The organism is Amycolatopsis sp. cmx-8-4, assembly GCF_046548675.1.
Lineage (GTDB): Bacteria > Actinomycetota > Actinomycetes > Mycobacteriales > Pseudonocardiaceae > Amycolatopsis.
Genome location: NZ_JAEBDZ010000020.1, coordinates 94066 through 110977 on the forward strand (window position 1 = coordinate 94066; position 16912 = coordinate 110977).

Here is a 16912-nt window from a genome sequence, read left to right on the forward strand (position 1 = left end):
ACTCTGGAGGCTCCCGTGCGGGTGTTCGGCGCAGTCCTGATGGTGAGCGCGCTCCTGCTGTCCGGGGCCGCCACGGCGGACGCGAGCCCGTCGCCGATCACCTGGGGCGCCTGCCCCGACGACCCGGACAGCCCCGCACCGCCGGACGGCGAGTGCGGCACGCTGCGGGTGCCGCTGGACTGGAACCGGCCCCACGGCCCGTCGATCGACCTGGCGGTGGCCCGGCACCGGGCCACCGATCCGGCGCACCGGATCGGCGTGCTGCTGGCCGACGCCGGCGGCCCCGGCACCTCCGGCGCGGAGTTCGCGCTGGCCACGAGCTTCTTCAGCCCGGAGGTCCGGGCGCGGTTCGACACCGTGGGCTTCGACGTCCGGGGCACCGGCCGCAGCGCGTTCATCCGGTGTGACGACACGACCGCCCCGCCGAACGACGAGCCCGCGAACCGGGCTGAGTTCGACGCCCTGCGCCAGTACAGCCGGCAGGAGGTCGCGGACTGCCGGGCCGGCAACCTGCCGGTCTTCGACCACGCCGACACCGCCGTCAACGCCCAGGACATGGACGCGCTCCGCCGGGCGCTGGGCGAGGAGAAGATCAGCTTCCAGGGCATGTCCTACGGCACGCTGCTCGGCCAGCAGTACGCCGAGAAGTACGGCGAGCACGTGCGCGCGCTGGTGCTGGACAGCTCCATCGACCACAGCGCCGACCTCCGGCACTTCGTGGGCGACCGCGCCACCGCCGCGGACGAGCTGTTCGGGCAGTTCACCGCGTGGTGCGACCGGACGGAAACCTGTGCCCTGCACGGCCAGGACGTCCGGGCGACCTGGGAGCGGGCCTTCGCCAACGCCGGGACATCGTTGCGCGACGGGGTGTTCTCGGACATGTACGGCCCGAACTGGGACGACGCGGCGCAGCTGATCGCCGACGCGGCCGCCGGCCGGCCGCCGCTGACGGCCCGGTTCGAGTACAACTACCGGTCGATCCGGCTGGCCGTGGTCTGTCAGGACTTCGATCTCCGGATCCGGGACTTCACGCAGTATTCGGCGGTGCGCGCCGAAGAGCTGCGCCGGGGACCGATCATGCGCGGCAGCACGCTGGGCCACGACGAGGCGACCGCGTGCCTCGGCGTCGCCGGCCCGCCCGCGAACCCGCCGCACCGGCTGGACCTCTCGCGGGCGCCCCAGGTCCTGCTGCTGAACGCCCGCTACGACCCGGCGACGCCGTACGCCTGGGCGCGCACCATCCACCGCCAGGCGCCGGCGAACACCACGCTGCTGACCTACGAAGGCTCGGGTCACGTCGTCTACCCGCGCACCACCTGCACGCGGTCGGCGGTCGACGCTTACCTGCTGACGCTGAAGACCCCGCGGCACGACGTCAGCTGCCCGGCCTGATCGGTCATTCCGGGCGGCAGGCGTGGTCGCACGGCGCCTCGGCGTTCGCGATGACGGTGTCGAGCTTGTCCCGGGCCCGCGCCAGCTCGGTCAGCTGCCGGTCGATGCGCCCCCGTTCGGCGACGAGGAGGGCGAGCGCCTCGGGCGTCGTCTTCCCGGTCTCGACGCACGGCAGGATCGCGAGGATCGACTTGCTGGACAGCCCCGCGGCGTAGAACTGCTGGATCAGCCAGACCAGGTCGGCCCCGCGGTCGGAGTAGTGGCGGTGGCCGCCGGAGCTGCGTTCCGGCACGAGCAGCCCCTGCTCCTCGTAGTACCGCAAGGCCCGGACGCTCACGCCCGCCTTCGCGGCCAGTTCCCCGATCCGCATCGCCGCTCCCTCTCGGAGTGATCCGTCGCACTCGACGTTGAATCTCACGTCTACGTGAGGTTCTAGCGTAACAGGGAACCTCACGAAGGAGAGCGATTCCAGTGACGCACACCCTGTCCCGCCCGCTCGTGCTCGGCGACCTCACCGTCCCGAACCGGGTCGCGATGGCGCCGATGACCCGCGCGCAGTCACCCGACGGCGTACCGACCGAGCAGCTCGCCGCCTACTACGCCCGGCGCGCGGCCGGCGGCACCGGGCTGATCATCACCGAAGCCAGCTACGTCGGGCACCCGTCGTCCGGCGAGCACGACCAGGTGTCACGCCTCTACGGCGACGCGGCCCTGGCCGGCTGGACCCGGGTCGTCGACGCCGTCCACCAGGCCGGCGGCGTGATCTTCCCCCAGCTCCAGCACGTCGGGATGACCCGCAAGGGGGCCGCGGTGCCGCATCCGGACGCCCCCGCGATCGGCCCGTCCGGAGTGCCCGTGTCCGGGGACGGCAGCCCCGGCGAGCCGGGCCGGACGATGACGCGGGCCGACATCGACGACGTCGTCCGGGCGTTCGCCGAGGCCGCCGGCACCGCCGAACGGCTCGGCTTCGACGGCGTCGAACTGCACGGCGCCCACGGCTACCTGATCGACCAGTTCCTCTGGTCGGGCACCAACCACCGCACCGACGCCTACGGCGGCGACCTGCGCGCCCGGACCCGGTTCGCCGCCGAGGTCGTCGGCGAGATCCGCCGCGCGGTCGCCCCCGGCTTCCCGATCGTCGTGCGGCTGTCCCAGTGGAAGATGAACGACTTCACCGCCCGGATCGCCGAGAGCCCCGAGGAGTTCGGCGTCATCCTCGGCGCGCTGGCCGACGCGGGAGCGGACGCCTTCCACGCCTCGACCCGCCGCTACTGGCAGCCGGCCTTCGACGGCTCCGACCTCAACCTCGCGGGCTGGGCCAAGAAGCTGACCGGCAAACCGGCCATCACGGTCGGCTCGATCGGCCTCGACACCGAGTTCACGTCGAGCGTCTCGGCGTCCACGACCGGCATCAAGGACGTCCTGGACCGCTTGGAGGCCGACGAGTTCGACATGATCGCCGTCGGCCGCCCGTTGCTGGCGGACCCGGAGTGGGCCACGAAGATCGTGACCGGCCGCGAGGAGGACATCACGCCGTTTTCACCCGCGGCGCTGGGCGTGCTGCACTAGCCGGCACGCAGGCTGATGGTGGGCCAGGTGGTGAGCGTGCCGAGCCTGTCGTTGCGGGTCCGCCAGCCGGCAAGCGCCTGGTTGCGGGCGTCCGGGTCTTCGGCTTCCGGGATCAGGAACGTCTCGCACACTCCGGCGGGCCGCGGCCGGTTGAGCTACACACCAAGGCCGCACCCGGCCGGCGTAAACGCGGGTCGGCGCGCCGAGGGGGAGGGAGCGCGCCGACCCGCGGGCACGACGCTACCGAGTACCGGCGCCGTCCGCGCGCTGTTCGGCCAATTTCGTGGTCCGGAGCCGCTTCGGCTCCTTGTTCGGGAAGTGGATCAGGTCAGCGCAGCGGCTCGAGCGCCTTCGCCAGCGGCTCGAGCACGGCCGGGGTGTGCGGCGGCGGCAGGTAGACGATCGCCAGGTCGAGGCCGGCTTCGCCGAGTGCTTCGGCTTCGGCGGCGACCTTGGCGTAGTCCGCGTCCGGGCCGAGCCGGACGTGCGAGGACAGCGTGATCTCGCTCGGGTCGCGGCCGATGTCCGCGCAGTGGCGGTGCAGCACCTCGCGCTTGTGGGCGAACTCCTCGGGCGTGCCGCCGACGAAGTTCCAGTGCTGGGCGTACTTCGCGGCGGTGCGCAAGGTGCGCTTCTCACCGCTGCCGCCGATGCAGATGGGCGGGTGCGGCCGCTGCACGCCCTTCGGCTCGTTGCGCGCGCCGGTCAGCTGGTAGTACTGCCCCTGGAACGTCGTGGTCTCCTGGGTCAGCAGCCCGACGAGCACCTCGCAGCCTTCCTCGAACCGGTCGCTGCGCTCCTTGACCGTGCCGAGCTCCATGCCGTACGCGCCGGACTCCTCCTCGTTCCAGCCCGCGCCGATGCCGATCTCCAGCCGGCCGCCGGAGACGATGTCGAGCGTCGCGGCCATGTTCGCGAGCAGTGCGGGGTGGCGGTAGTGGATCCCGCTGACCAGCGTGCCCAGCCGCAGCCGCTGGGTGGCCTGCGCGAGCGCGGTGAGCGTGACCCACCCTTCCAGGCACGGACCGGTCGAATCGGAGAAAATGGGATAGAAGTGGTCGAACGTCCAGCCGGACTCGAACAGCTCGATCTCATCGGCGGCCTGCCACACGGCGAGCATGTCCGCCCAGACGGTGTCCTGGGGCGAGGTCTTGATGGCGAATCGCATGATCACGAGCGTAACCCTGGAGTTCCTCCAGGGCGGGTCATCGCGGGCGGTCACAGCCGATGCGCGGCTTTTGTCGGACCCCGTCGCTAGGCTCCGTCGCGTGACGACGGGGGACGCCGGGTACGGCGACATCGCGAAGGACATGGCCGCGGCGCTGCGCGCGGCCGCGGGAGAACTGTGGTCGGCTGCCACCCTGCAGCTGCGCCACACGGGTGGCTCGGTTTCGTGCACCGCGTGGAGTGACGTGCGGGAGAGCCTGCGCGTCGACTACACGTCGATCGCGCGGCGCCTGTTCGAACGGCCACCGGCGGTGCTGGAGGTCAGGCTGGCCGCCGGCGGTGCGTACGTCTTCACGGCCCGGCCGGACATCGCGGCCGTGTCACCCGGGCGGCTGGTGTTCGACGAGGCGTTCCGCTACCCCGGGCACCCCCTGCCCGGCCTGCCCCGGCCCGCGGTGCCGACCGGAGCGCCGACGGACCCGGCGGTGCTCGCCGAGGTCACCCGGCTCGCCGGGGAGTTCGCCGAGCTGTACGCCGGGATCAAGGGCACTCCCCCGCCGTGGCCGCCCGGGCGCACCGAGGCGGACCTGGCCGCCGCCGAGGCCCGGATCGGCGTCCGGCTGCCCGAAGACCTGCGCGCGCTGTACCTGCTGGCGGACGGCGACCCGGAGGAGACCGGGCTGCTGAGCCCGTACTCCTACGACTCCCTCGACCGGCTCGTCGGCAACTACACCGAAGGCGATCCCGGTTCCTACGGCTGGGAAGACGACGTGGAGGACGACGGCGTCGTGTTCGAGACGGTGCCGTTCGGCCGGGTGAAACGCCTGTCCCGCAACGACTCGTGGGTCACCTTCGGCGGCGACCGCGCGATGAACTACCTCGCGGTGGACCTCGACCCGGCCGAGCGGGGCCATGCCGGCCAGGTCCTCGAGTACGGCCGGGACATCTACGGCCCGCTGCGGTACGTGTCGGCGTCGCTCACCGCCATGCTCACCGAGGTCGTCGAGACGCTGCGGGCCGGGAAGTACGAGGATCCGGGCGAGCAGTACCTGTTCGCCGAAACCAGCCTCCGCGACGGCGGGGAACGCTCCTACAGCGAGGTCGTCTCGCGGGCGTCCGAGCTGAGCCTGCCCGCGGTGGTGGCCGGGCTGCGCGATCCGGAGCTGGTCCAGGAGGTCTACCTCAACGACCCCGCCGACACCGACCTCGCGGTGTTCGAGCCGCTGACGTCGCTGCGGATGCTCAAGGTCAACCGCGCGGCGGCGGTGACCCCGTCGATCGGCGGGCTCGGGGCCCTGGAGTCGCTGCGGATCAGCGGCGGCCGCGTCGACCTCGGCGTCCTGGCCGGGCACCCGGTGCTGTGGGACCTCCAGCTGGAGAAGATCCGGTTGCCGCTCGACCTCGCGGTGCTGACCACTTTGCCCCGCCTGACCCGGCTCAACCTGTCCGGCTCGGCGGTGCCGGACCTGGCTCAGGTCTGCGACCTGCCGGAGCTGCGCGTGCTCAAGGTGGACGGCGACCAGGTGCGCCGCCTGCTCGACGCGGGCCGCCCACTGCCCCGGCTCGCCGCGCTGCTCGTCACCGGCCGCACGACGCTGCCGGAGATGGCCGAACTGCGTCAAGCCTTCGGTGGCGGCGATTCGACGGGAGAAGTCGTCGAGATCTCCGCCGTTCTGTCCTGAGTGGACGGACACCCGCCGGTGTCCGCCCACCCGGGGAACCGAGCCGATCAGCTGTGCGACACGGTCAGCCCGTAGAAGGCGACCTTCGCACCCTTCGTCGTGCTGTCCGAAGAGGACTGGTTGTAGGAACCGGCCTTGAAGTACTGCTTGTACGCCTTGAACGACGACGGGATGCCGTAGTGCGTGGTGCTGCCGTTCACCGTCAGGTCGATCGTGTTGCCGCCGGAGATGCCGATCGTGTAGGTCCACGTCTTGCCGATGGCCACGTGGCCGACGGTGTGCGCGGTCTGGCCGCCGTCGGGTGAGTTCTCCGTGCCCAGCACGATGTCGCCGTTCGAGTGGTAGTACAGCTCGAGCAGCGGCTTCGTGGACGAACCGCCGGTGCCGAGGTGGACCTGGCCGACGCAGACGTTGGACGTCACCGACACCACGCGCAGGGTGGCGCTCAGCTTGTGCGACCCGCTCAACGACCAGTTCGCCGCGGAGCCGCTCTTGTTCATCTCACGCAGCTCGGATCGCGCGTAATTCGAGTTGGGTGTGGTGACGCCTTTTTCCGGCGCCCAGAATGTCATCGCGCCATCGCGCGTGTCGGTGTAGAAGTAGGAGTCCTGGAATCCGTTCGAGCCCTGCAGCCGGGACGACGAGATCGTCGTCGGCGAACCCGGTGACCCCACCGGCTCCTGCAGCTGCCAGGTCGAGAGGTCGAAGTTGCCACCGGGGGCAACTCCCGGGTCGGCCATGGGGGCCAACGCGATTCCGCTGACTTCGGCACTGGGGAATGCCTCGGCGGAAATCGCGGTCCCGGCCAGCAATGCCGGGATCGCGAGAAAGGTGAGCATAGCGCGCACACGCATGGTGGCGTCCTTTCACGGCAAGAAGCGAAGCGGGGAGAGGACTTCGCTCACTCATTTGTTCACGTATGTGTTTGTTCACGTATGTGAATAAATGCGTTTCCGAAAAGAGAGTAACGATGAAGGAGATTAAGTTCGGTGTTGCTCGCTGTCAAGGTGAGGTTCACATTGAGTGGGACACTCACTTCCCGCGGTGGACGCAGAGCGGGCCGGTGCGGGGCAGCGCGATGCGCGCGCGGAAGGCCCGCGCGACCGGGCCGTCCGGCACCGGCGCCGTCCACGTGTAGCCCGGCGCGCGGAAGAGGGTGGCGCTCACCAGCGTGCGCCCGTACCCGAGACGGCGGTGGGCGGCCTCGACGTGGACGTAGTCCAGTGTGGCCGTGCGGCACAGCGGACAGGACGTGAGCGACGCCGTGCCGGTGGCCCGCCCGTCGAGGCGCAGTTCGATCTTCCCCGTCGCCGACCCGGCGGCGGGCGGGACCGCGACGAGGACCAGCCCGTCCTGCGGCGCGGCGCCCGGCGCGTGCTGGACCTTCACGTCGAGGTGCGCCCACTCGGCGAGCCGGCGTTCGCCCGGGTCGGGGGCCTCCTGCTTGCGGCAGGTTTCGCAGAGCGTGGTGTGCAGCCGGTAGCGGGGGCTGTGGCTCTTGATCATCCCGAAGAGCGCGAGGTAGTGGCCGCGCAGGCACACCACCGGCGGCGCCGCGGTCGCCGGGCGCACGGGGAGGAGCTCGCCGTACTCGCCGCGCGTCCCGGACGCCGGCCCGCCGACGGTCGCCCGGCTCACCGGAAGTCACGCGACGGCCCGGTCGCCATCGAGAGGTCGAGCCGTTCCAGCCGGTCCGCGACGAGCGTGACGACGCCTTCGGCCGCCTGCACCTGGCCGCGGACCAGCAGCGCCGCGCTCGTGCGGGCGACGAGGCGCTGCCGGTTCCAGAGCCCGGGTGAGACGAGGACGTTGGCCATGCCGGTCTCGTCTTCGAGGTTGAAGAACGTGATCCCGCCCGCGGTCGCCGGCCGCTGCCGGTGGGTCACCGCTCCCCCGACCCACACCCGCGTCCCGTCCTTCGCCCGCGCCAGATCCGCGACCGTCAACGCGCCGCGCTTGTCGAGGTATTCGCGCAGGTACTGCACGGGGTGGCTGTCCGGCGAGACGCTGGTGGCCCACAGGTCGGCCGCGGTGACCTCGAACCGGGTCATCCCGGGCAGGGCGGGCGCGTCCAGGCCGGGCGCGAGGCCGGGCAGGTGCCCGGGCCGGGTCGCGGCGGCGGCCCCCGCGGCCCACAGCGCCTGCCGCCGATCGGGGGTGAAGCCGCTGAACGCGCCGGCCGTGGCCAGGGCTTCGACGGCGGTCTTCTTCAGCTGGACGCGGCGGGTGAGGTCACCGATCGACGCGAACGGCCCGTGCGCGTCGCGCTCGGCGACGATCGCTTCGGCGACGTCGTCGCCGAGGTGCCGGACGCCGGCGAGGCCGAGGCGCAACGCGACGGCGCCGGTGCTGTCCGGTTCGGGTTCGAGGGTGGCGTGGGCGAGACTGGCGTCGATGTCCGGTTCCCGCACCAGGACGCCGTGGCGGCGGGCGTCGGCGACCAGCGACTGCGGGCTGTAGAACCCCATCGGCTGCGCGCGCAGCAACCCCGCACAGAACGCGGCCGGGTAGTACAGCTTGAACCACGCCGACGCGTAGACCAGCAACGCGAACGACATCGAGTGCGCCTCGGGGAAGCCGTAACCGGAGAACGCGTGGATCTGCTCGAAGATCCGCGTCGCCAGTTCGCGGTCCAGGCCGTTGGCCTCGCACCCGGCGAAGAACCGCGCCATCAGCGCGTGCATCTTCGCACTCGACCGCTTGGCGCCCATGGCGCGGCGCAGCTGGTCGGCTTCGGCGCCGGTGAAGGACGCGACGTCGACGGCCATCTGCATCACCTGCTCCTGGAACAACGGCACCCCCAGCGTCCGGTCGAGAGAGCCGGACAGCAGCGGGTGCGCGTGCTGCCACTGCTCCTCACCGCGCCGGCGCCGGATGTAGGGGTGCACCGAACCGCCCTGGATCGGGCCGGGCCGGATCAACGCGACCTCGACGACCAGGTCGTAGAACTTGCGCGGCCGCAAGCGCGGCAACGTCGCCAGCTGCGCGCGGGACTCGACCTGGAACACCCCGACCGCGTCGGCCTCGCACAGCATGTCGTAGACGCCCGGATCAGCCAGGTCCAGCTTCCCGATGTCCACAGTGGACCCGTGGTGCACCGCGACGAGGTCGATCATGTAGTGCAACGCCGAGAGCATGCCGAGGCCGAGCAGGTCGAACTTCACCAGGCCGACGCTGGTGCAGTCGTCCTTGTCCCACTGCAGGATGCTGCGGTCGGCCATCGTCGCCCACTCCACCGGGACCACTTCGGACACCGGCTGCTTCGAGATGACCATGCCGCCGGAGTGGATGCCGAGGTGGCGCGGGAAGTCCTCGAGCCGCGCGGCCAGGTCGAGGACGTCGTCGGGGATGTCGCCCGCAGCTTGCTGTTTCATGGCGGTGACGCCGCCCCAGCGGTCGACGAGCTTGCCGTAGGCGTCCTGCTGCCCGACGCTGTGGCCGAGGGCTTTCGCCGCGTCTCGGATCGCCGACGGCGCCCGATAGGTGATGACGTTCGCGACCTGCGCGGCGTGGAACCGGCCGTGTTTCTCGTAGACGTACTGGATGGCTTCTTCGCGGCGGTCGGATTCGATGTCGATGTCGATGTCCGGCGGCCCGTCCCGCTCCGGCGCCAGGAACCGCTCGAACAGCAGGTTCCACTTCACCGGGTCCGCGTGGCAGATGCCGAGGGCGTAGCAGACCGCGCTGTTGGCGGCGGATCCCCGGCCCTGGCACAGGATGTTCGCCTCGCGGCAGAACCGGACGATGTCCCAGACGACGAGGAAGTAGCCCGGGAAGTCGAGCTGCTTGATGACGTCGAGTTCGTGGTCGAGCTGGGCGTAGGCCTTCGGGTTGTCCTCGCGGCGCCCGTAGCGGGTGAGCGCGCCGGCCCAGGTCAGGTCGCGCAGGAACGACATCTCGTCATGGCCGGGCGGGACGTCGAACGGCGGCAGGTCCGGCGCGACCACCTGCAGGTCGAACGCGACTTCGACGCCCAGCAGCGCGGCCCGCCCGACCGCGCCGGGATACCGGTGCTCGAAACGGCGTCGCTGCTCGGCCCCGGATCGCAGGAACGCCTGCCCCGACGGCGGCCGCCACCCGTCCAGCTCCTCGGCCGACCGCCGCGCCCGCACCGCGGCCACCATCTCGGCCACGACGGCGTCGTCCGGGCGGGCGTAGTGCGCGTTGTTCGACACGATCGTCGGCAACCGCAGGTCGGCGGCCATTTCGGCGAGGACGTCGTTGGCGGCCGAGTCGTGCGGGAGCCGCTGGTCGATCAGCTCGACGGCGACGTGGCCGCGCCCGAACCAGCCGGCCAGCCGGGTCAGCTCGGCGCGCGCGGCGGCCGGCCCGCGCTCGGCGAGGGCACGGCGGACGGCGCCTTTGCGGCAGCCGCTCAAGACCACGACGTGGCCGGCCAGCTCGTCGACCAGCTCCTCGACGTCGTAGACCGGGCGGCCCTTCTCGCCGCCGGCCAGCTGCGCGCGGGAGATCACCCGGCAGAGCCGGTGATACCCCTCCTGCTGGCGGGCGATCACGAGCAGGTGCGACCCGGCCGGATCCGGCTCACCCCCTTGCGGCGCCGGGAGGTCGAGCGACAGCTCGGCGCCGAAGCCGACGCGGACGCCGAGCTCGCGGGCGGCGTCGTTGAACCGGACCGCGCCGTACATCCCGTCGTGGTCGGTCAGCACCAGCGCGTCCAGTTCGAGGCGCGCGGCCTCCTCGACGAGCGTCTCGGGGTGGGAGGCGCCGTCGAGGAAGCTGAAGTTGGAGTGGACGTGCAGTTCCGCGTACGGCGCCCGGAGCCGCTCGCCGCCGTCGTCGCGGCCGCGGCGGTTGCGCAGGTCGGCCGGCGCCCCGGCGTAGCCGTCACGCTTGCGCGACCACGCGGGCGAATCGCCGCCGTCCCCCGGGAAGGGGGCGCGACCGGACGCGACCCGCTCGACCTCGGACCACGGCACGTTCGGGTTGTTGAACGCCAACGCCAGCTCCCCACGACACGAGTTCGCTGCGGGGAAGTCAGCGACTACTGTTCGAACACATGTACGACTATCGCCCTTGATCCTGGGCCGGGAAGAGCGCGCTGTCAACTCGGCGTGACATCGATAACCGCAGGTAGACCGTCCGGTGAGGGCTGTGATCGAGGGCGTCGGGGCGCTGTTACCCTGAGTGCGCGGCCGCCTTCACCGGGCCGCGCGGCGGTGGGGCCCGCCGTACCCGAACCGCGGCGATCCGGCCGCCAACGGTCCCTACCTGAACCACGCCGTACGAGGCCGCTCTCGTGCCCCGATCAGGTAGGAGCCTGCCCGCCGTGCCTCTGGACCACTCCGAGCCCATCGACCCGGACATCGCCGACGATCCCCCGCCGCCGCGTGATCCGCGGCGCCGTCACCGCCAGACCGTCGCCGTGGTCGCGGCCGGCGGGGTGCTCGGCGCCTGCGCCCGTTACGGCGCCACCCTGCTGTGGCCCACCGCCTCCGGCGGGTTCCCGTGGACGACGTTCTGGATCAACGTCACCGGCTGCGCGGCCATGGGCGTCCTGATGGCGGTCATCACCGCGATGCCGGCGGCCCACCCGCTGGTGCGGCCCTTCCTCGGCACCGGCATCCTCGGCGGCTACACGACTTTCTCCACCTACGCGGTCGACGCCCAGCACCTGCTCGACGGCGGCCACGCCCTGACCGCCCTGCTCTACCTCGTGGCCACGGTCGCCGCCGCCGTCGCCGCGGTGTGGGCGACGGCGGCGCTCACCCGCCGCGCCCCGCGTCTCGGGAGCCGCTCGTGAACTGGCTCATGGTCATCGCCGGCGCCCTGGTCGGCGCCCCGCTGCGCTACCTGACCGACCGCGCCGTCCAGGCCCGCCACGACACCGGCTTCCCCTGGGGCACCTTCACGGTGAACCTCGTCGCCTGCACGGTGCTCGGCTTCCTGACCGGCGCCGCGACCGCGACGACCGTGCCCCAGCCGCTGCAGCACCTGATCGGCCCCGGGTTGTGCGCCACGCTCAGCACCTACTCGACGTTCTCCTACGAAACGCTCCGGCTGGCCGAAACCGGGACGAAGCTCTCCGCCGCCGCTAACGTCGTCGCGAGCGTGCTCGCCGGGCTGGGCGCGGCCTACCTCGGCACGGCGGTGGCCCAGGCGGTGTTCGGGTGAGTCAGTCGTAACTGCCCTCGACCGTCCACTGTGGAGTACCGCCGACGGTGACGGTCAGCAGCAGGGCGACCTCGTCGGTCTCGTCCTCGACCACCACCTGCAGCCGCGCCAGGCGCCGGCCGCGGGCGGTCAGCGCCGGGTGGTGCAGCCACGGGCCGGCCCAGGCGAGCACCGGCCGCGGTGACCGGCCCTCGACGGCGACGGTCGCCGGCGGGCCGGTCAGCTCGCCGCGATCGGTGCAGCCGACGACGGCACCGCGGTCGTCCAGCACCCGGGCCGGGTGGGCCGCGAGGACGGCCGGGGACGGCGCGGGCAGCCGTCCCGGCCAGGGCGCGTCCGGCGAAACCGGCGTCCGCGGGTCGCCCCACGGGATGAGCCGCACCCGCTCGGCGGGCCCGCGGCCGCCGTCCAGCAGCGGGGTGACGACGGCGTCCGGGCCGAGCAGGCCCTGGATCCGGACCAGCGCGCGGGCCGCGCGTTCGGCCGCGTCGGCGTCCCGGCCCATCGACCCGAGCTGCAGCTGCAACGCCTGCCCGCCGACGACCTCCTCCGGGTCGAGGCGCAGCCGGACGATCCCGGCGGTGGGCCGGCCGTCGCGGGCGGTGAGCCAGCCTTCGCACTGCCACCGCACCCGGTCCGCCGTCGCCCGCGCGGTCAGCGGCTCGGCGCAGCGCCAGACGCGCACCCGTTCCTCGCCCGCCTCCGTCACGGCCACGATCGCCAGCCGCGTGCACGCCAGCCCGTGCCGCGCCAGCCCGGCGAAGAACCGCTCCCCCAGCGTCTTCGCGACGAACGCGGCTTCGTCGACGCGTTCCAGCGGGTGCTCGAACTCCTCGGTGATCGACAGCTCCGGCGGCAGGGCCCGCCGCAACGGCGGCCGCTCCGACAGCCCGCGCGCCAGCCGGTGCGCGGTGATCGCGTCGCGCGGGAAGCGGCCCGCGACGTCCCGTTCGGTCAGTGCGGCGAACGCGCCGAGCGTCCGCAGCCCGAGCCGCTTGAGCAGGCCGACCAGCTCGCCGCGGTCGTCCCCGGGCTGGTTCAGCTCGGCGATCGACAGCGGCGCCAGGAACCCGGCCGCCGCGCCGGCCGGCACCAACGCGGAGCGGCGGGCGGCCAGCGTCGCGGCGAAGAGGCCGTCGGCGATCCCGACCTGGCACTCCACCCCGGCGTTCGCCGACACCTCGTCGAGCAGCAGCTCGGCCAGGGCCTCCTCGCCGCCGAAGTACCCGGCCGCACCGGTGACGGGCACCGCGACGATCCCCGGCCGCACGACCTCCACGCCCACGGCCTGCCCCTCGACGGCGGCGGCGACCGGCTCGAACAGCCGCGCGTCCCGTTCCGGATCGTGCTGATGCACCGCGAGATCCGGGCAGCGGGACTGCGCGTCGCGGCGCCGCATCCCCCGCACGACGCCGTGCTGCCGCGCGACCGCGGAACAGGCGACGACCCGGTTGGCGGAGAACACCGCGGCCGGGGCGAGGGGCGGCGTCCCGGCGGCGGCCCCGGCGGCGACGACCGGCCAGTCCGGGCACCACAGCACCAGCAGCCGCGGCGCGTCACTCACCCGGCGGCCTTGGCGGGTGATCGCCTGACTGCTCCCCGGCCCCTCGGTGCGCGCGATCGCTCGGCAGCGCCACGCCCACCGCGCACGCGCGATCGCTCGGCCGCCAACGAAACATCGCACACCGGCCCGGCTCACCTCGCGCGCGGCAGGCCGCCCCGCTCACCCGGCCACCTCGACCAGCCGCCGTCCGGCCGGGGGCTCGCCCGGCGCGACCGCGCCGCCGGGGCCCGGCAGCTGCAGCGCCACCGTCCGCGGCCGGGCCGCCGCGCCGCGGCCCCGGCTGGTCGCCACGATGTCGCGTGCCCGCAGGTGGCCGTGGCCGTCGGTGGTGGCTCCTCGCCAGCGACGCCGGGAGACGCGCAGTTCGAGGTCCACCCCCGGCCAGGGCCCGGCCGCCAGCAGGACCGCGCCCCGGTTGCGGACCCGGCCCGCGAGCCGGCGGGCCACCTGGGGCTGGACGCCGCGGGCGACCACCGGGCCGACCACGACCAGGTCGAACCCGTCGACCAGCGCCGACAGCACCGCGACCACCTCGGCGCCGGGCCGGGGCACCAGCGCGATCCGGTCGAGGTCGACGCCGAGTTCCGCGGCCGCCGCCAGGCCCAGGTCCGGCAGCCCGGCCACCGCCGCCCACGACCCGGCCCGCGTCGCCTCGGCCAGCAACGCCAGCACCAGTGACGTCGACCCCGCGACCGACACCGTGCTGCCGCGCCGCAAGCCACCAGCCGGGAACAGGCCGGCGAGCGCCGGGGTCAGCGGCAGAGATTCACCCGTCTGAGTGACGTCCGGATGCGGCTCGCGCAGCTGGGAAGCCACCCGGACGCCGGGGATGGACGTGAGCGCTTCCGGTACCGCCACCACCGCTCACCTCCAGCACCACGAACCCGTACCGGAGACACCCGCAAGGGACCCGCGGGCGAACCCAGGACTACTATCGAACACCTGTTCGCATCCTGCGAGACGGCAGCGGCCACTGTCAAGTCGAGCGCGTCAGGAGAGACTTCCGGCCCACTCCCCGACCGTCGCGACGTCGCCGCGGCGGGCGAAGAGCTGCGTGACGAGGACGTCGTGCAGCTCGGGGCTGGGATCGACGCAGGCGTCGGACAGCACCGTGACGCCGTAGTCGAGGTCGGCGGCCTGCAGCGCGGTGGACAGGACGATGCCGCTGGTGGCGATCCCGGCCAGGACGAGGTGGCCGACGTCCTGGGCGCCGAGGATCTGGTGCAGGTTGTTGCCGGCGAACGCGCTGACGCGGTTCTTGTACACGACGATCTCGCCGTCGAGGGGCGCGACACCGGGGTGGATGGCCGCGCCCTCGTCGGCCGCGGTGTACCGGCCGGCCGGCACGGCGCCGAACATCCGGTTGCGCGGGTGGACGTCGGCGTGGTCCGGCCGCAGCCGGAGCGCGACGTGGATCACCGGGACGTCGTGACCGCGCGCCGTTTCCAGCGCCCGCGCGGCGCGCGGCAGGTAGCCGTCCGGGACGCGCGCGAGGTGGGTGTTCTGGAGGTCCATGGCGAGCAGGGCGGTGCGGGACAAGGTCGTGCCTTTCTTGCCGGACAAGGGAGTTCAGACGTGGCGCAGGCTGCGGTCGGCAACCGTGATCAGCAGGAACAGGACGCCGGCGGCGAGCATCACCCAGGCCAGGGTGTGCATGCCCGCGGTACTCGCGTGCGGGCCGAAGGCCACCGCCGTCGTGGCGGAGGCGACCATCGAGCCGACGTAGGCGAAGGTGCGCAGCAGCCCGGCCGACGAGCCGGTGCGCTCGGGATCGGCCTGGTGGTACACGGAGTTCTGCAGCGCCAGGCTGACCGCGCCCTGCGGGATGCCGAAGACCACCGCGATCAGCAGCAACATCCACAGTGGCCCCTCGCCGGTGAGCACCAGCATCAGCACGCAGGCGGCGATCTGCGCCAGCGCGCCGACCAGGAGCTTGCCCCGCATGCCCCGGCGCCGGCCGGTGGTGATCGAAATGACGATCGCCACCAGGAACATCGGGATCTGCACGAGCCCGGCGTAGAACGGCGAGAGCCCGAAGCCCTCCTCCGTCCACTGCGTGAAGCCGTAGAGGAAGGCGTAGGAGACGATGTAGGCGACCAGCGCACGCCCGTAGGTGGCCAGCAGCGGCGCGTTGCCGCCCAGCACCCGCAGGTCGATGAACGGGATCGCGGCCCGCAGCTCCCGCACGGCGAAGGCGGCGCCGGCCGCGACGGCGAGCACCAGCAGGTACCAGCTGCTCGGCCGCAGGTTCATCAGGAACAGCAGCAGCGCCACCAGCATCACGGCGAACAGGCCCATGCCGGGCAGGTCGAGCCGGGCGGTCCAGCGTTCCCGCGTGGACGTCTCCCGCGCGCGGGGCAGCCGCAGCAGGCCCAGCACGACCGCCGCCGCGGCCAGCGGCACGTTGAGCGCGAAGGTGGCGCGCCACCCGCCGAGGCCGATCAGCAGGCCGCCCAGCAGCGGGCCGATGACGGCGATGGTCTGGTTGGCCACGGCCAGCGCCGTCAGCACGCCGGCGGGGTTGTCCTCCCCGGTGCGCTCGGCTTCGCTGCGCAGCAACGCCATCGCGGCCGGGTAGCCGGCGCAGGTGCCGAAGCCGAGCAGCACCCGCGCCGCGATCAGCACGCCGAGGCCCGGGGCCGCGGTCCCGATGACGCCCGCGACGCCGACCAGGCTCGCGCTGATCAGGAAGAGCTTGCGCGGGCCGAAGATGTCGATCAGCCGGCCGACGATCGGCTGGCCGAGTGCCGTGGCCAGGTACAGGGCCGAGACCAGCCACGCGGTCTGCGAGGGCGGGGCACCGAGCGCCGCGCCGATCGGGACGAGCGCGACGGCCATGATCGTGGAGTTGACGGGGTTCAGGATCGACCCCAGCAGCATCGGCGGGATCAGCCCGCGGTCGAAGCCGGTCTTCGTGGCTTCCGGTGTCCGGTCGTCCACGGTCCGGTCACTCATGGACGAGCCGGTCCAGCACGGCCATCGCGGCCAGGACGGTCTGCCGTTCCTCCTCCGTGCACTCCTCCTGCAGCCTCGCGGCGAGCCACTCGCCACGAGCCTGCCGGCCCGCCTCGACGTGCCGGCGCCCCTTGGCCGTGACGGTGACCAGCAGGCGGCGGCCGTCCCGGGGGTCCGGCCGCCGCTTGACGAGGCCGAGGTCGAGCAGCGCGGCGACCGTCGAGGTCATCGACTGGTGCCGCACCCCGTCCGCCGCGGCGAGGTCGCTGGTGGTGCGGCCGTCGCTGTCGGCCAGCCTGGTCAGCACCGTGGCCTGCGACAGCGTGACATCACCGGGATCCGAGGCGCCGGCGATGCCCCGCCGCAGCCGCCGGATGACGGCGCGGACCCGCTGTGACGCCTCGACGGCCGACGGAGACAGTTGATCACCCATGCCCGTCACCGTAAC

General features: G+C 72.9%; 16 protein-coding genes. 5 read left to right on the forward strand and 11 right to left on the reverse strand.

All coding sequences use genetic code 11. The features are described 5' to 3' along the window. The first annotated feature begins 15 nt into the window (after positions 1-15). The gene (locus ACLJQZ_RS33960) at positions 16-1392 is read left to right on the forward strand and encodes an alpha/beta hydrolase (protein WP_410623958.1); all 1377 of its coding nucleotides are present in this window, start codon (positions 16-18) and stop codon (positions 1390-1392) included. Between the two features lie 4 nt (positions 1393-1396). Here ACLJQZ_RS33960 and ACLJQZ_RS33965 read toward each other — a convergent pair whose 3' ends face one another. Then, entirely contained in the window at positions 1397-1762 is a 366-nt protein-coding gene (locus tag ACLJQZ_RS33965) for a MerR family transcriptional regulator (RefSeq protein ID WP_410623959.1), read from the reverse strand. Between the two features lie 101 nt (positions 1763-1863). Here ACLJQZ_RS33965 and ACLJQZ_RS33970 point away from each other — a divergent pair, with 101 nt between their 5' ends. Continuing rightward, the gene (locus ACLJQZ_RS33970; protein WP_410623961.1) at positions 1864-2961 is read left to right on the forward strand and encodes an NADH:flavin oxidoreductase; all 1098 of its coding nucleotides are present in this window, start codon (positions 1864-1866) and stop codon (positions 2959-2961) included. Here ACLJQZ_RS33970 and ACLJQZ_RS33975 read toward each other — a convergent pair. Together ACLJQZ_RS33975 and ACLJQZ_RS33980 are read right to left on the reverse strand one after the other, a co-directional pair. Further along, positions 2958-3092, reverse strand: coding sequence for a hypothetical protein (locus tag ACLJQZ_RS33975; RefSeq protein WP_410623963.1), 135 nt, complete (start codon positions 3090-3092; stop codon positions 2958-2960). The genes ACLJQZ_RS33970 and ACLJQZ_RS33975 overlap by 4 nt on opposite strands. Positions 3093-3289: 197 nt before the next feature. Then, positions 3290-4129: an LLM class F420-dependent oxidoreductase gene (locus ACLJQZ_RS33980; RefSeq protein WP_410623965.1), complete on the reverse strand. Its 840-nt coding sequence runs from the start codon at positions 4127-4129 to the stop codon at positions 3290-3292. Between the two features lie 100 nt (positions 4130-4229). Between ACLJQZ_RS33980 and ACLJQZ_RS33985 the strand changes: the two genes are divergently transcribed. After that, positions 4230-5810 carry an SMI1/KNR4 family protein gene (locus ACLJQZ_RS33985; RefSeq protein WP_410623966.1) on the forward strand — a complete coding sequence of 527 codons (1581 nt, stop codon included), beginning with the start codon at positions 4230-4232 and terminating at the stop codon, positions 5808-5810. Positions 5811-5857: 47 nt separating this feature from the next. On the opposite strand, the gene ACLJQZ_RS33990 is transcribed toward ACLJQZ_RS33985, so the two are convergent. From ACLJQZ_RS33990 to ACLJQZ_RS34000, 3 genes are all read right to left on the reverse strand, one after another. Continuing rightward, positions 5858-6664 carry a polysaccharide lyase family 7 protein gene (locus ACLJQZ_RS33990; protein ID WP_410623968.1) on the reverse strand — a complete coding sequence of 269 codons (807 nt, stop codon included), beginning with the start codon at positions 6662-6664 and terminating at the stop codon, positions 5858-5860. 178 nt (positions 6665-6842) lie between these two features. Then, a complete protein-coding gene (locus ACLJQZ_RS33995) occupies positions 6843-7448 on the reverse strand; it encodes a GNAT family N-acetyltransferase (protein ID WP_410623970.1) in 606 nt (201 codons plus the stop codon). Next, positions 7445-10771, reverse strand: a complete 3327-nt coding sequence (locus ACLJQZ_RS34000; RefSeq protein WP_410623972.1) for an error-prone DNA polymerase — start codon at positions 10769-10771, stop codon at positions 7445-7447. The genes ACLJQZ_RS33995 and ACLJQZ_RS34000 overlap by 4 nt, the downstream gene beginning before the upstream one ends. A 329-nt stretch (positions 10772-11100) precedes the next feature. Here ACLJQZ_RS34000 and crcB point away from each other — a divergent pair, with 329 nt between their 5' ends. Further along, entirely contained in the window at positions 11101-11574 is a 474-nt protein-coding gene (crcB, locus tag ACLJQZ_RS34005) for a fluoride efflux transporter CrcB (RefSeq protein ID WP_410623973.1), read from the forward strand. Then, positions 11571-11945 carry a fluoride efflux transporter FluC gene (locus tag ACLJQZ_RS34010; protein WP_410623975.1) on the forward strand — a complete coding sequence of 125 codons (375 nt, stop codon included), beginning with the start codon at positions 11571-11573 and terminating at the stop codon, positions 11943-11945. Before crcB ends, ACLJQZ_RS34010 begins: the two co-directional genes overlap by 4 nt. Position 11946: 1 nt before the next feature. On the opposite strand, the gene ACLJQZ_RS34015 is transcribed toward ACLJQZ_RS34010, so the two are convergent. The 5 genes from ACLJQZ_RS34015 to ACLJQZ_RS34035 all read right to left on the reverse strand — a co-directional run bounded on the left by ACLJQZ_RS34015 (position 11947) and on the right by ACLJQZ_RS34035 (position 16897). Beyond that, positions 11947-13509: a DNA polymerase Y family protein gene (locus tag ACLJQZ_RS34015; RefSeq protein WP_410623976.1), complete on the reverse strand. Its 1563-nt coding sequence runs from the start codon at positions 13507-13509 to the stop codon at positions 11947-11949. Positions 13510-13668: 159 nt separating this feature from the next. Beyond that, positions 13669-14367: a hypothetical protein gene (locus ACLJQZ_RS34020; protein WP_410623978.1), complete on the reverse strand. Its 699-nt coding sequence runs from the start codon at positions 14365-14367 to the stop codon at positions 13669-13671. A 132-nt stretch (positions 14368-14499) separates the two neighbouring features. Then, entirely contained in the window at positions 14500-15048 is a 549-nt protein-coding gene (locus ACLJQZ_RS34025) for a cysteine hydrolase (protein WP_410623980.1), read from the reverse strand. 30 nt (positions 15049-15078) lie between these two features. Beyond that, on the reverse strand, positions 15079-16464 hold the full coding sequence (locus ACLJQZ_RS34030) for an MFS transporter (protein ID WP_410623982.1): 1386 nt from the start codon (positions 16462-16464) through the stop codon (positions 15079-15081). Next, positions 16457-16897 (reverse strand): MarR family winged helix-turn-helix transcriptional regulator, encoded by a 441-nt coding sequence (locus tag ACLJQZ_RS34035; RefSeq protein WP_326948442.1) that lies wholly within the window; start codon positions 16895-16897, stop codon positions 16457-16459. Before ACLJQZ_RS34035 ends, ACLJQZ_RS34030 begins: the two co-directional genes overlap by 8 nt. Positions 16898-16912: the final 15 nt, after the last annotated feature.

Excerpts from the sequence above, each read along its gene's own strand:
- ACLJQZ_RS33965 (WP_410623959.1), bottom strand. The coding sequence starts at position 1,762 with ATGCGGATCGGGGAACTGGCCGCGAAGGCGGGCGTGAGCGTCCGGGCC.
- ACLJQZ_RS33980 (WP_410623965.1), bottom strand. The coding sequence starts at position 4,129 with ATGCGATTCGCCATCAAGACCTCGCCCCAGGACACCGTCTGGGCGGAC.
- ACLJQZ_RS33990 (WP_410623968.1), bottom strand. The coding sequence starts at position 6,664 with ATGCGTGTGCGCGCTATGCTCACCTTTCTCGCGATCCCGGCATTGCTG.
- ACLJQZ_RS34030 (WP_410623982.1), bottom strand. The coding sequence starts at position 16,464 with ATGAGTGACCGGACCGTGGACGACCGGACACCGGAAGCCACGAAGACC.
- ACLJQZ_RS34035 (WP_326948442.1), bottom strand. The coding sequence starts at position 16,897 with ATGGGTGATCAACTGTCTCCGTCGGCCGTCGAGGCGTCACAGCGGGTC.